Below are 14,599 nucleotides of genomic sequence, written 5' to 3' on the forward strand. Positions count from 1 at the left end.
GCGGCATGCGTCTGCCTGGCGGTGTACCTTTGCCCTCGCTTATGCTGAAAAACGACCTTTTCCTCCGCGCCGCTCGCGGCGAGGCCACCGAACGTACGCCCGTGTGGCTGATGCGCCAGGCCGGCCGCATCCTACCCGAATACCGCGCCCTGCGCGCCCGCCTCTCCGGCTTCAAAGAGCTGGTAGAAACGCCCGCCCTGGCCGCCGAAGTCACCATTCAGCCCATTGATGCGCTGGATGTGGACGCCGCCATCATCTTCTCCGACATCCTGGTGGTGCCCGATGCCATGGGCCTGACATATGAGATGGTGGAAGCCCGCGGCCCGCTCTTTCCCGAAGTCATCAAATCGGCCGCCGACGTGGCCAAGCTCCGCATCGCGGACCCCGAAGAGCACCTCGGCTACGTGCTCGAAGCCATCCGCATTACCCACCGCGCCCTCAACGGCCGGGTGCCGCTTATCGGTTTCGCCGGCGCTCCCTGGACCATTCTGGCCTACATGGTTGAGGGCCACGGCTCCAAAACTTTCAGCAAAGCCCGCGGCATGCTCTACCGCGAGCCCGCCCTGGCCCACCAGCTACTCGCCAAAATTACGGCCACGACCATTGCCTACCTCAAGGCCCAGGTGGCCGCCGGTGCCCAGGTGGTGCAGGTGTTCGATTCCTGGGCTGGCATCCTGCCCCCCGACCACTACCGCGAATTCTCGACCCGCTACATTGCTGAAATCTGCGAAGCGCTGGCTCCCCTGGTGCCCGTCACCGTTTTTGCAAAAGGCGCCTGGTGGGCCGTGCCCGATTTTGCGGCCCTGCCCTGTCGCACCATTGGGCTGGATTGGAACCAGGACCCCATGCAGGTGCGCCGCGAAGCCGACGGCAAAACCTTGCAAGGCAACCTCGACCCCTGCGCTCTCTACGGCACCCGCGAGCAGGTGAGAGCGGCCACTGAAACCATGCTCCGCAAGTTTGCCGGCGGCCCCCACATTGCCAACCTCGGCCACGGCGTGTACCCTGATACCGACCCGGATAACGTCCGCGTATTCGTGGACACGGTGAAGGCCTGGCGCGGGTAGTTTGTAATCGGCTGTCATCCTGACGCAGGAGGCATCTTATCAGGTTAGTACTAATCGTTTAGCCATGAGAAGATGCTTCGCAGGCTCAGCATGACAGCCGATTGTGATTTTCACTCCCCACTTCGTTATTAAAAAAGCCTTCCATGGACGTCAAAGACAGCAACGGCACCCTGCTCGCCGAAGGCGACTCGGTCACCCTCATCAAAGACCTCAAAGTGAAAGGCTCGTCCCTCACCCTGAAGCGCGGTACGCTCGTCAAAAACATCCGCCTCACCAATAGCGCCAGCGAGATTGAAGGCCGGGCCGGTGGCAGCACCATGGTGCTCAAAACTGAGTTTTTGAAGAAAGCATAAACCCGAACAGGTTAAAAAGGAAATGGCGCCAGGTTCTGCCCGGCGCCATTTCCTTTTTAACCTGTTCGGGTTGGGCAGTTTAGATTCCGGCCTCCATGGCCTCCTGGAGCAGCAGCTGCTTTTCCACGGGCACCACGCCTACCTGCTCGCAGACCAGCCCACCGCCCAGGTTGGCCAGCGCGGCGGTGAAGGCGGGCGGGCAGCCCAAGGCCACGCACAGCGCGGCAATGCTAATGACGGTATCGCCAGCGCCGGACACATCGGAAATGGTGCGCAGGTGGGCCGGCAGATACGTTTTTTGCTCATTCTGCTGCGCAAATACGCCGTATTCCGACAGTGTCACCAGCACCGTTTCGGGCTCCAGCACCTCGCGCAGCCGGGTTACGGCCGCTTCAAATCCGGGGCGGTCCGACACAGGGTCGCCGAACTCCAGTTTCAGGCCCTCGCGTAGCTCCTTCAAATTTGGCTTGAAGAGCGTGCAGCTTCGGTAGGCCAGGAAGTTCTTCTTCTTGGGGTCCACCACCGTGGGAATGCCGCGCTCCCTTGCCCGCGCAATGCACTCGGCAATAATGGCTTCGTTGAGCACGCCCTTGTCGTAGTCCTCGAAAATCACGACGTCGGCGCGGGTCAGCAGGTCGTCGTAGGCGGCCAGCAATTGGGTACTTTCTTCGGCGTTGACGTCGGTTTCAACCTCGGAGTCGATGCGCAGCAACTGCTGGCCGTGCGCCAGAATGCGCTGCTTGACCGTGGTGGGCCGGTGTGCGCTGCGAATGATGCCATCCGACGAGAGCTGCCGCTCGTGCAGCAGTTGCAGGAGCTGGTCGCCGCCCGGGTCGTTGCCAATTACGGCGCAGAGCAGCGGCGTAGCGCCGAGGGCCTGCACGTTCAGGGCCACGTTGGCAGCCCCGCCCAGGCGCTGCTCGGTGCGGGCCACGTGCACGATGGGCACCGGCGCCTCGGGCGAGAGCCGCGTCGAGCGGCCCCACACGTAGGCATCCACCATCACATCCCCGATGATGAGGACGCGTAGGCGATTGAAGTTTTCGAAAAGTGTAAGCAGAGAATCGACAGACATTGTGCAAAGGTAGGGACGAGCCACGGCGCGTTCTACCCCAGCATGTCCACTCCCATAGCCGAGCTTGGGCTGCCCCGCCTACCCTGCGGCGCGGGCCTACAGTTTCGCCAAGCTGGCTTTCACCCGTCGAAACGCTTCTACCAGCTTGTCATCGGCCGCGGCTGTGCTGAACCGCATGCATTCCGGGGCCCCAAACGCCTCGCCCGATACCGCCGACACCAGCCCATCGTTCAGCAGGTAAAGCGCCAAATCCATCGAGGTGCTAATGATGCTGCCATCGGGCGCGGTGCGGCCCAGGAAGGCCGATACGTCGGGGAAGACGTAGAAAGCGCCGCTGGGCGTGGGCGTTTTGAGGCCGGGAATGTCTTTCACGATGTCCAGCACCAAATCGCGGCGGCGGCGGTAGGCCTCCACCATCTCGTCGGCGGAGGCGCGGCCGCCGCGCAGGGCCGCCAGGCCGGCGTGCTGCGCAATGGAGCAGGTGCCGGACGTAATCTGGCTCTGCATTTTCTCGCAGGCCGCGGCAATGTCCTGGCGGGCGGCCAGGTAGCCCAGGCGCCAGCCAGTCATGGCGTAGCCCTTGGAGAAGCCGTTCACGGTAATCACCCGGTCCTTCACCTCCGGAAATTGAGCCAAGCTCACGTGCTCGCCCACAAAATTGATGTACTCGTAAATCTCATCGGCCAGGGCAAATACCTGCGGATGCCGCGCCATTACGGCCGCAATTTCACTCAGCTCCTGCCGGCTGAATACCGAGCCCGTGGGGTTGCAGGGCGAAGAGTACATGATGAGCTTGGTGCGTTCCGTGATGGCGGCTTCGAGCTGCGCGGCCGTCACTTTGTAGTCGTTTTCGAGCGTGCCCACGAGCGGCACCGACGTGCCTTCGGCCAGCTTCACCATCTCCTCGTAGCTCACCCAATAGGGCGAAAACACGATGACCTCATCGCCGGGGTTCACTAGGCTTAGCACGGCGTTGGCCAGCGCCTGCTTGGCGCCGGTGCTCACCACAATCTGGTTGGGCTGAAAGTCGAGCTGGTTGTCGCGCTTGAACTTGTCGCAGATGGCCTGCCGCAACTCCGGAATGCCCGGCACGGGCGTGTAGAACGTGAAGCCCTTGTCGAGGGCCTCCTTGGCGGCGTCCTTGATGTACTGGGGCGTCTGAAAGTCGGGCTCGCCGAAGCTCAGGTTGATAACGTCGAACCCCTTGGCGATGAGTTCCCGGCACTTTTTGGCCATGGCAATCGTAGCCGATTCGTGCATCGCCTGAATGCGGCTGGAGAGCGGCGAAGCGGGCGCGATGGTGGTAGTGCTGGACATAATGCAGTGAAAGTGATAGTAGCTAACCGAAGGTGCCGCCGCCCCAAGCATTGGTCGAAGCAGCGTTCAGGAACATCTGCCTTTGCCGGCAGAGATGCCCAAATTACGACGCAGAATCGATGCTGTCCGAATTAAGTTACTGCCCCAGCCGGCGCCAGCAGCGCCAAAGCACGCTCAAATCCGTGCTGGGCTCATAATCTTTGGCATAAAGCAGCTCCAGCCGCCGCCGCGTGACTTCGTTCAGCGGAGCGGCCGACACGGCCGCATCGGCCGGCGACAGCACGGCGGGCACCGCCCGGGCCGAGCCGTGGGTGTGCCGCAGCCCCACCCAGGTGCGGTTGCCCAGCAGCACCGCCAGGCAATTGCGAAGGAATCGGCCTTTTTGGGGCTGCAGCCATATGAGCACGGGCGACAAGAGCAGCAGCCCAGCGCTGCTCAGCACGTCGAGCAGGCGCTTGGCCCGGGCCTGCCGGGGCTGGTAGAGGTTCAGGGCAATATCCAGGGTGTAATAGTCGCCCGGCGTGTCCTTGCTGCTGCTCCCGATGATGTACTGGCTGTCTTCGGGCAGAATCTTGTAGGCCACCCGCGGGGCGGCCGGTAGGCTCAGCATCAGGGCAATAATCTGGCTGGCAGGCAGGTCTTTGCCGCAAAAAATCAGCTCATCCAGCGCGTAGAGGCGGATAATGTCGGCGAGCTGGCGCAGCTCGCCCAAGGGCTCATCCGGTCCCGGGGCAGACGCGTTGCTAAACAGCGGTGCCGAGGGGGCGGGGTGACTGCCCTTTTGGGCCACGCTCACGTAGCCAATCACGTGCGCCTGCACCCCGGCGGCTTCCAGCAGCTGGCGCACGCGGTGGGTTTCGGGCCCCGAGCCCACGATGGCAATGTTCTTATGCCGCTGCTCGCTTAGGCGCAGGTCGCGGTACTTGATAAAGTGCGTCAGCAGCTGCCGGCCCATCAGGGCCACCACGGCCCACCCGCCGCCCAAGATAATCAGCGCCTTGGAAAAGCGCCAGGCATCGAGGTAGTTAGAAGCCGCCGAGATTAAGAGCGTGCCCACAAAGATGCCGCGCGCTACGCGGGCGGTTTTCACGGGCGGGTCGTAGGCCCCGCTCAGGTAGGCCGAGGTGAGCCAGACCAGGATGTACGCCGGTACGGCCACCATCATGTACTGCGGCGGGTAATCGCCGGGCACAAACTTGTGGTTGCGTTCCCAATACGATTTCAGGAAGTACATGCCGCCCCAAATAAGGCCGGCATCGAGTAGCAGCGGGGCCACCCGCACAGCCAGCCGCTCCAGTACCGCCGCGCCGGCCCGCAGCCAGATGGCCGCATTTATCAGCAGCGAAAACAAGCCTGCCTGGCCCGGGGCGAAGTGCTTACGGGCAAAAATCACCATGGCCCGGTAAAACACAAACACGAAATTTACGCTGGTGCGCTTTGTGCTCTCGCCCTTGTAGTGAATGATGCGTGTGCCGGGGAAATAATAGTTTTTCCAGCCGCCCTGCGTGAGGCGGTACGAGAGGTCAATGTCCTCGCCGTACATGAAATAGTCTTCGTCGAGCAGCCCGATTTTATCGAGGGCGGTTTGGCGCAGCAGCATGAAGGCGCCGCTCAGCACCTCCACTTCGTGGGTTTCTTCCTGGCTCAGAAAGCCGAGGTGGTACCGCCCAAAGGTGCGCGACTTGGGCATGAGCTTCGCCAGCCCAAACATTTTGTAAAACGCCACCTTGGGCGTGGGCAACGCGCGCTTGCTTTCGGGCAGGAAATTGCCCTGGCCGTCGAGCATTTTCACGCCCAGGCCGCCGCACTCGGGGTGCTCGTCCATAAACTCGCAGCAGGCGCGGAAGGTATCTTCCTCCACCACCGTATCAGGGTTCAGCAGCAGCCGGTACTGGCCGGTGGCGCGGCGCAGGGCCTGGTTGTTGGCTTTCGAAAAGCCGGGATTGTGGCGGTTGGCAATCAGGATAACCTCCGGAAACCGCGCCTGCACCATGGCTACCGAGCCGTCGACGGAATTATTGTCGACCACGAACACCTCTACCGGCTGGGCCAATTTCTCCACGGCCCGGCGAACGGACAGCAGCGCCTGCTCCAGAAAATAGCAGACGTTGTAATTGACAATAATGACGGAGAGCTTCACCACAGCCGGCGAAATTACGGGCAGAACGGTCATTGCGAGTGAAGCGCAGCAGAACGCGGAAATCCGTCCTTCCAACGCGACAGGGTCTGAGCCGTGACAGCCATTTCACTGGACGCAAAAAAGCCCCGGCACTGCGCAGCGCCGGGGCTTTTCACATTATTAGGCTAACCGATGAGAACAGTACGGAATAGCTACGCTGCGCTTCACTCGCAATCTACCGGGCTTGCCGAAGGCGCTCCACAATGCTGCGGCCCAGGGTAATTTCGTCGGCGTATTCCAGCTCACCGCCCACCGGAATGCCGCGGGCAATGGTGCTGATGTGCACGTTGGGCAGGTCGCGCAGCCGGCGCGAGAGGTAGAAGGCCGTGGTGTCGCCTTCCATCGTGGGGCTGATGGCGAGGATGACTTCCCGGATTTCGGAGTCTTCGGTGCTGGCCCGCTCCACCAGCGAATCGATGTGCAAATCGGAAGGGCCCACGCCTTCAATGGGCGAAATCACGCCGCCCAGCACGTGGTACACGCCCTTGTACTGGCCCGTGTTTTCAATGGCAATGACGTCGCGCACGTCCGACACCACGCACACCAGGCTGTGGTCGCGCAGCTTGTTGGCGCAGATGTCGCACTGCTCGGCATCGGAAATGCTGTGGCAGGTGCGGCAGTAGGTTATTTCGAAGCGCATTTTGGCCAGCGCCTCGGCCAATGAAGCGGTGGTATCCATCTCGGCCTTCAGCAAGTGCAGCGCCAGGCGCAGGGCCGTTTTGCGGCCGATGCCGGGCAGGCGCGCCAGCTCGCCCACCGCGTTTTCAATCAGTTTTGAGGGGAACTCCATTCAGGTTGTTAGTTGATGGTTGTCGGTTGTTAGTCGAAGGTTGTGAATTGCCAGTGCAACCTGACAACTGACAACGAGCAACTGACAACTAGACCACGTCTGCCGAGATGCCGCGGTCGTGGATGGCCGTGCACAGCGGCTCCAGTTCCTCGTACGTGCCTATTTTAACGGCGCACTGGCCCTTGTAGTGGATGAGCAGCGTGCATTGCTCGGCCTGCTCCGGCTGGTGTCCGCACACGTCAATCAGGGTTTTGATGACGTGCTCAAACGTGTTGACGTCGTCGTTGTACACAACGAGGTTACGCAGCTCAACTTCTTCTTCGAGCAGCAGTACGTCCTCATCGTGCTCAATTTGCGGGCGGGTGTTCATAGGGCAAAATTACGCAGGAAAGCCCGCGTGGGGGTAGCTTGTAGTAACTATGAATATCCCTGATTCGTTTCCTTATTTCCACTGATTTTATTAACCCATGGCGGAGCTTGTTGGGCGCCGGCAATCACACTTATTGGGCGCATCAAGGTGATCTAAGCAAAACTATTCAGTGCCGGACCTCAAGCACCATTACTTACTCGCAATAATTTTCATATAAAAATGAAAAAGCCCCACTGTCCTCTTTCTGGGCAGCGGGGCTTTTCGCCCAAACGTGGTTGGGCTAACTGTGCAATCTCGAAGTAAACCCGCAGGACACGGGCCCGAACAACCGAGATTCTGGTTTCGCGGCGATTGGAGCAGCATCCATCACCAGCCCAGCCTCGGGTTATTACACTTTCAACTCAGGCCGGTGGCTCGGGGTTAACCTCACAGGCGCAAGACTTTGCGGGTAATTTGCTGGCCGCCTTGCACGGCGCGCAAGGTGTAGTTGCCGGTGGCCAGCGAGCGTACGTCCACCTGGTACCGGCTGCTGCCCATCGGTGCCATTTCCTTCTGGCTGATTACCCTTCGGCCGGTCATGTCATAAAGCTCAATTTGCAGCGGCCCCGCGGCGGGCGACACCAAATCCAACGTCAGGTAGGCCTGCATGGGTACCGGGTAAGCCTCCACCGAGAACACAATGGTTTTGTTGAACCGGACGTACTGCACGCCGCTGTAGTTGGAAGTGCCATCCAAATCAATCTGGTGCAAGCGGTAGTAGAAAGCCGCCGCTTTGCGGCCGGCTCCGAGGTCAGTTGCCGTATAAGACAGCGTTGAGCTGCTGTTTCCCGCAGCCGGTTTGCGGCTGATTTCCATCCAGTTCTTGCCATCCTCCGCGCGCTCAATTGCGAACCAGGCACTGTTGTGCTCCGAGGCAGTGCTCCATTTCAGCACAGCATCCAGCTCACGGGCCGTGGCAGCAAACGAGGTAAGTTCCACTGGCAGCGGCACTTCGTAGGTGCTCACCGTGTACCACGCCCCGGTTTCCAACGTGGTGCTAACCGTAACGGAACGGTTAGCAGCCGGCTGGAGCGGGCCCTGGCGCACCCAGGTAAGGCCATTGTCGGTGCTGCGCCACACCTGGGCCTGGCTGTTGTTGAAATTCAAGCCGTGGTCGTTGTCGGCCAGCCATTTCAGCGTCAGGGTCACGGGCGCGGCTGGAGGCGCTGGTGTAGTCAGGCGCCAGATGCGGTCGATGCCCTGGTTGCTCCCAAGCACCGGATTTTGGCCGAAGGAATAATTTGCCAGCAGCAGCCCGGTACGGCGGTCTACTTCCAGGGTAAAGCCTTGGCTTTGCGGGTTCACCAGAAAGCCCATGCCGCCAAAATCAACGTCGGAAGTAATCGCAGGCACGCTTTGCTGCTGCACCAGGCTGCCTTTCACATAGGAGGCATCGGTCTCACCAAAAACGCTGCCCGTGGCCGTGAGGCGCAGCTGGTAGTTGGTGGTGGTGAGCAAATGACCATTCTTCATCCGCAACACGCCATCAACCTGGCCGCTGGAGCCCAGCAGTACCCCACCGGGGTTGCTGCCCGCAGCCGGATTGTCGATGCGCAGGTGGTGCAGGATGGCGCCGTTCAAGGTCAGATTGCGCTGGGTGCCGCTGGCCCCGTTGAAGACCACCGTGCCCAAACCCGGCACCCAAGTGCCGGTATTGAGCAAGTCGCCTTCGTCCAGAAACAGCCGGGGCCTAGCCGGCGCCGTGGCCGTCTGGTTAAACTGGCCCTCGTTTTTGAAGGCTTTACCGGTCGCATCGCCACGCACGTACAGCAGCGAGTCAGTTACCGCCACCATGCCATTGGGGCCATTGTAGAGCGTCTGGGCCCGGGCGGCCGAAGAAAGCCACAGGCCGCCAAGCAACAGGGCCGCGGCTAAGCGTCCCGGCCGCGGAAAGTTAAAATTGGCCATCATGGTACGCATAAGGGAGTAAGACACTTAGCGCTGGCCCTGGGCCGTGGCATTAACCGGAGTACCGGCCTCCAGCGCCCGCAAACGCGACTCAAACGTCTGCACGGCAGCTTCTGCTTTCTCGGCCCGGCCGCGCATGGTGTCGAGTTGAGCTTGTTGCTCTTGCAGGGCTTTCACCAGCACGGGCACCAGCTCGGCGTAGTTCACGCCCATGGTCTGGTTGGCATCGGTGCCAACGGAAACTACTTCGGGTACCACCTTCTGCAGCTCCTGGGCAATAAAGCCGATTTTGTTGGTTTGGCTTGGCGTTTTCTTCCAGGCGTAGCGCACGGGGCGCATGGCCATTACAGTGCTCATGCCGTAGCCCAGGCCCATGATGTTAGTTTTCAGGCGGGCGTCAGAGGTTTGTATAGTTCCATTGGTGGAATACACGTTCGCCCACCGCAAAGCCGAAGTACCAAGCGTATTGTTGCCATCAGAGTTCGGCACAATATTGCCGGTTACAGTTAGCGCATTGCCGAGCGTGGTGGTGCCCGTCACATTTAACGCTCCACCTACTGAAGCATTGCTGCCTACGCCCAACGTGGCACCTACACTCATGGCAGTGCCGACGCTCAGCGTTGTACCAATTTGACCAGAGCCATTGATGTTAAAGTTAGCGGCTTGGGCAGTCGAGCTTTGATTCAAAACGGCAACACCTGGCGAGGGAAAGTCCTGAGTGCCCAAGTTGCCTGAGCCATCAGCCACAACAAGCCGGGTGCCGGTGCCGCCCAAGTTCGTTACTTGTGCCATGGCCAGCGTTGTTGAGCCAGCAGTAAGTCCAGAAAGTTTGGTTGCCGCGCTTACATCCAAGGAGCTTTTCAAGGTAGTGGCGCCATCCACCGACAGCGGACCGGCTACAGCTGCAGAGTTCAGGGTGGTAGTTCCAGCACTCAAGCTACCCGCCACTGTGGCCGAGCTTAGGGTTGTGGCCCCGGCGTTTAGCCCAGCCAGCGTGGAAACACCGCTTACGGTCAAAGTGCCTAAGGCACCGGAGCCACTAATTTGAAAATTAGCCGTTTGGGTGTTCCCAGTTTGATTTAGAATGGCGTTGATTGGGGTAGGCAGAGGCTGAGTGGTTAAAACTCCGTTGGCGTCGTTGACTACCATGCCAGCCGTTTTCAGGTTAGCTACCCGGGCCGAAGCCAGTGAAGCCAAGCCGGAGGTATTGAGGTCATTCATGGTAGTAGTGCCTCCTACACCGAGTGCGCCGGCTACGGTCGCATTGGAATTTACAGTGACCGTGCTTAAAGTGCTAGTGCCCATCACAACCAATGCACCACCAACTGTATTGCTTCCGCCCATGGAGGTGTTACCGTTCACTCTCAGCGAGTTCAGCTCACCCGACCCGCTCAGATTAAAGCTAGCATTCTGCGTAGAGACTTGATTTAAGATAGGGTCAATTGTTGCCGGAATAGCCTGCGTAGACAAGTTGCCCAAGCCATCCGTTACCACCAAGCGGGTGCCTTGATTTATGCCCAGGCTGCTTAACTGAGTGGGCCCTGCTACTACCAAGGAATTGTTGAGCGTAGTCGTACCCGTAACGCCTAGCGAACCGGCGCTCACGGCATTGGTGACGTTAGCCGAAGCTAGCGTAGTAGCCCCAGCGCTGAGGACGCCCAGCGCCGAAGTTCCCCCAACGGTCAGGTTGGCGTTAATCAATCCGTTGCTCACGGCAAAAGCAGGTGCTGCAGCTGTGTTGGTGTTTTTAATAAACTCGCCAGAGCTGCCTGGTAAGTCAACGGCTAATAGGTCTCCGGTACTGTTAGCGATAACCATTCGATTGCTGCTGCCTCCGACAAATGTGCCGATGCGCACAGCACTTAGCGAAGCTAGGCCGGAGGTGCTAAGCGTCTTCAGCCCGGCGTTGCCTGTCACGGTCAAATCGTTTGTGACGGTGGCACTATTGAACGTGTTAGCACCAGACAGGGTCGTATTGCCCGTTACTGCGAGTGTACCCCCAACCGTCGCGTTATTGGTTACACCTACCGATTTAAGCGTACTGGCACCAGCTACCGTCAACGTATTGCCCACCGTTAAGTCAGTGCCCACACCAAACGTGGTCCCTACTTGGCCCAAGCCACTGATTTTGAAATTAGCGGGTTGTGTTATAGCGCTCTGATTTAAGATGGCATCTCCTGGCGCGGGAATAGCTTGTGTGGTTAGATTGCCTAAGTCATCGGTTACCACCAAACGGTTCCCGGAGCCGCCCAGGGTTGTCACGCGGGCCGAATTCAGCGTAGCCAAACCCGAGGAGTTAAGTGTGCCAGTACTCAACACATTGGTGACGGAAGCCGAATTTAGCGTGGCAGCCCCAGCGGTAAGTCCGGCAAGGGTAGTACCGCCCGTTACTCCGAGTGTCCCTATGCTAGTAGAGCCAAGCGAAGTAGTGCCTGCTGTGAGGCCGGCTAGAGTAGTTGCACCGGCTACATTTAGTGTAGAACCAATCCGCCCAGTACCATTAATGCGGAAATTTGCGATTTGGTCGGCCGCGTTCTGGTTCAGAATGGAATAATCTGATGCTGCAACGGTCTGTGTACCAAGCTTACCGGTTGCATCGGCTACTACCAAACGGGTCCCGGTACCAACTAGGTCAGTAATAGTAGCTTCCCCGTTTACTTGCAAGTAGGTTTTCTCGCTTGGGTTGCCAACGATTGTGGCGTATAAATTGGTGACGCTGTTTCTTCCCGCCACTTTCAAGTCGCCAGTTAAGACTGTTTTGCCAAACACCTTAAAGCCGTCACCCACTTCGCCAGAGCCACTAATGCGGAAGTTAGCAGGCTGGGCTACCGCGGTCTGGTTCTGAATGAATTCACCCGTACCAATTGAAGCAGCAGCGCCCGTGATAAGGTTGCCGTTGGCGTCTGTTATCACAACACGGTTGCCAGCCCCGACTAGGCTCGTAACCCGGGCTGTGTTCAGGGTGGCCAGGCCCGACGTGCCCACCGTGCTCAGGCTTGTGTTGCCCGTGACCCCAAGGGTGCTGCTTAGCGTAGTGGCGCCGGTTACGCCTAACGTAGAACCCACGGAAAGCGCGCCATTAAGTCGGCCTGACCCAGTGATGCGGAAATTGGCAATTTGGTCAACTGTGTTCTGGTTGAGAATAGCATCTCCAGGAGCAGGAATTGCTTGAGTGCTCAGATTACCTGACCCATCTGCTACCACTAAGCGGTTGCCGGTGCCGCCCAACGCGCCGAAAGTAGGTACGCCGGAAACATTCAGCGTACCATTCACCGTTGTGGCCCCGGCCGATAGGCCGGCCAGGGTGGTAGCCCCCGATACCCCCAAGGTGCTGCCCACGGTCAGCCCATTGGCTACAATAGCTGAAAATAATGAAGCTGGGCCACCCACGGTCAAGGCATTAAGAAGATTGAGAGTACCGTCCTGGCGAAGCCGCATCCGCTCAGTGTTACCTACTCTAAAGGCAAGGTCCTGGGCGTCTGTAGTGCCCAGGAAGCTGGAAGATGGATTGGTACCGGCGTTGCCGGTAGTGCGCCAAAAATCGAGGCCGACCGGAGCCGCTGAACTCACGAAACGCTCCCAGTTGGGCGCGCTGCTCGTACCAGAGTTAAAGTAAAAACCTGGCCCGGCGATAGCGCCACTGGTATTGTAGACCAACAACGAAGTGGCCGGGTTTGTAATTGTTCCCCCATCGGTTGCACTTGTGAGCGCCACCCGCGGGATAAGCAACCCTCGGCTTGCACTGGTTATATCAAGCATCGCCGAGGCATCGGGGTTAAGAGTGCCAATGCCGGTCTGGGCCCGCGCTGCCGGCGTGGCCAGCAGCAGCAAACTCGTTGCCCCCAATGAGTAGAAAAGAGAGGAGAAAACCTTCATATAAAAATGAAATAAGTGAATTGTTACCAGGTTTTACCAAGAAAATAATGAATCTTTCTACTAAGTAATAATATATTTCCCATTTAAACCAATAATATTCACAATGTTTTCATGAGATAACCTTTGTCAAACTCATGCGTTACGTTTGCTTACTTATGGTTATCAAACAAATAAGGACTTGCCGATAATCGTTTAAAAATCAGCCCCATAATGCCCGTCCCCTCCTCCGATTTCAAAAAAGCCCTCAAGCGCCTGCCCGAAAGCGATAAGGAAGCGCTGCTGCTGCGCGCCGTGCGCCGCGACGCCGAGCTGTACGAAACCTACCGCTTCGAATTGCTGGCCGACGTGACCCTGGCCCAGATTCAGGAGGAAGCCGCCGACCGCATTCACGAGCTGTTCAACGTGGCCGTATCGGGCCGCTTGCTCAATCGGAGCTTGGTGAAGGCGCTGCGGGCGAGTGTGCAGGAGGCGGCCCGCGCCCGCCGCATCACCAAGAGCAAGCAGCTGGAAGTGGACCTGCTGGTGTACATCCTGCGGCAGTGCATCGACAACTACTCCGGGCAATTCGACAGCGTGTACGACGGGTTTTTCAACGCCACGGCGCGGTTGGCGGCCCGCCTGCCGGCCATGATTCTGAAGAACCTGCACGAGGACCTGTGGCTCGAGTACAAGGAAGAACTGGATGAGATGCTGAGCAACCTGCACAACCGCAGCAAGAGTCGGCATTTGAAATTTGAGCTGCCCCGGCACTTCAGCATACCGGAATAAAAAAAGCCCGCCAATATTGGCGGGCTTTTTTGTTGGAAGAGGGCATTTCAACGGCAGCAACCGCGTGGGCTACTGCGGAAAGGCCCGTAAACCGGACTGCCTGGGCAATTAAGCCTTCTTGGCAATAACGTTGAAGGTCAGGTCGAAGGTGTCGTAGATGGCCTTATCGCCGATGCTCTCGAAGAACGACTTCGAGCCGTATTTCAGGCCGAACTTGGTGCGGTCGATGGTCATCTTGCCAGTGGCGGCGGCTACGCCGTCTTTCACACCTACTTTGGCGGGGAAGCTGAGGCGCTGCGTTACGCCTTTGATGGTCATGTCGCCGGTGATGGTGGCGTTGTTAGCGTCTTTGGCGGCGCCTTTAATGGGGGCCACGCTCACGATTTTGAAGGTAGAGGTGGGGTACGTAGCCACGCCGAAGAAGTCGTCGCTGCTCATGTGGCCCACAAACTTGGCCTGGTTCTCGGCGTCCGTGATGTCGGTGGCTTTCATGGTCTTCATGTCCACGGTTACGGTGCCACCCACGATGGCATTGCCTTTCACGAGCAGGTCGCCGTTGGCGAATTGCATGGTGCCGTTGTGGCCGTGGGTTACGGCTTTGCCATCCCAGCCCAAGGTGCTGAGCTGCGGCTGCAGCTTATAAGCCGGGGCGTTGGTGGCCATTTTGGCGCTGTTCATTTTTTGCGCCGAAGCAGCAGGGGCACCGCCGAGGACGGCAACAGCAAACAATGCGGGCAACAGGAATTTTTTCATCTGAAAAAGGGAATTGGGGAAATTTAATAACTAATTGAGAGAATGCTACGGCCCGGCCGCAACGAAAAAATGTGCCAGAACGGCATTTCCTATTACTTAGGTAA

General features: G+C 58.9%; 11 protein-coding genes. 3 read left to right on the plus strand and 8 right to left on the minus strand.

The annotated features are described in order from the left end of the window. The first annotated feature begins 41 nt into the window (after positions 1-41). Entirely contained in the window at positions 42-1,067 is a 1,026-nt protein-coding gene (gene hemE, locus AUC43_RS16575; RefSeq protein ID WP_082685150.1) for a uroporphyrinogen decarboxylase, read from the plus strand. Positions 1,068-1,210: 143 nt separating this feature from the next. Continuing rightward, positions 1,211-1,420, plus strand: coding sequence for a zinc ribbon domain-containing protein YjdM (locus AUC43_RS16580; protein WP_068196197.1), 210 nt, complete (start codon positions 1,211-1,213; stop codon positions 1,418-1,420). A gap of 79 nt (positions 1,421-1,499) precedes the next feature. Here AUC43_RS16580 and AUC43_RS16585 read toward each other — a convergent pair whose 3' ends face one another. The 7 genes from AUC43_RS16585 to AUC43_RS20490 form a co-directional block, all read right to left on the minus strand. Continuing rightward, on the minus strand, positions 1,500-2,495 hold the full coding sequence (locus AUC43_RS16585) for a bifunctional heptose 7-phosphate kinase/heptose 1-phosphate adenyltransferase (protein ID WP_068196200.1): 996 nt from the start codon (positions 2,493-2,495) through the stop codon (positions 1,500-1,502). Between the two features lie 96 nt (positions 2,496-2,591). Further along, positions 2,592-3,812 (minus strand): pyridoxal phosphate-dependent aminotransferase, encoded by a 1,221-nt coding sequence (locus AUC43_RS16590; protein WP_068196202.1) that lies wholly within the window; start codon positions 3,810-3,812, stop codon positions 2,592-2,594. A 136-nt stretch (positions 3,813-3,948) separates the two neighbouring features. Next, the gene (locus AUC43_RS16595; RefSeq protein ID WP_068196204.1) at positions 3,949-5,985 is read right to left on the minus strand and encodes a glycosyltransferase family 2 protein; all 2,037 of its coding nucleotides are present in this window, start codon (positions 5,983-5,985) and stop codon (positions 3,949-3,951) included. Positions 5,986-6,166: 181 nt separating this feature from the next. Further along, entirely contained in the window at positions 6,167-6,781 is a 615-nt protein-coding gene (gene recR / locus AUC43_RS16600) for a recombination mediator RecR (RefSeq protein WP_068196208.1), read from the minus strand. An 88-nt stretch (positions 6,782-6,869) separates the two neighbouring features. Further along, positions 6,870-7,151: an ATP-dependent Clp protease adaptor ClpS gene (locus tag AUC43_RS16605; protein WP_068196211.1), complete on the minus strand. Its 282-nt coding sequence runs from the start codon at positions 7,149-7,151 to the stop codon at positions 6,870-6,872. Between the two features lie 426 nt (positions 7,152-7,577). Continuing rightward, a complete protein-coding gene (locus AUC43_RS16610) occupies positions 7,578-9,101 on the minus strand; it encodes a T9SS type A sorting domain-containing protein (RefSeq protein WP_068196214.1) in 1,524 nt (507 codons plus the stop codon). A gap of 24 nt (positions 9,102-9,125) precedes the next feature. Next, positions 9,126-12,857, minus strand: coding sequence for a tail fiber domain-containing protein (locus AUC43_RS20490; RefSeq protein ID WP_157781134.1), 3,732 nt, complete (start codon positions 12,855-12,857; stop codon positions 9,126-9,128). Positions 12,858-13,184: 327 nt separating this feature from the next. Between AUC43_RS20490 and AUC43_RS16620 the strand changes: the two genes are divergently transcribed. Next, on the plus strand, positions 13,185-13,742 hold the full coding sequence (locus tag AUC43_RS16620; RefSeq protein ID WP_068196220.1) for a hypothetical protein: 558 nt from the start codon (positions 13,185-13,187) through the stop codon (positions 13,740-13,742). Positions 13,743-13,850: 108 nt separating this feature from the next. Here the strand turns inward: AUC43_RS16620 and AUC43_RS16625 are convergent, their stop codons facing one another. Then, positions 13,851-14,495: a YceI family protein gene (locus tag AUC43_RS16625; protein ID WP_068196223.1), complete on the minus strand. Its 645-nt coding sequence runs from the start codon at positions 14,493-14,495 to the stop codon at positions 13,851-13,853. Positions 14,496-14,599 lie beyond the last annotated feature (104 nt).

It is taken from the genome of Hymenobacter sedentarius (assembly GCF_001507645.1).
GTDB classification, from domain to species: Bacteria; Bacteroidota; Bacteroidia; order Cytophagales; family Hymenobacteraceae; genus Hymenobacter; species Hymenobacter sedentarius.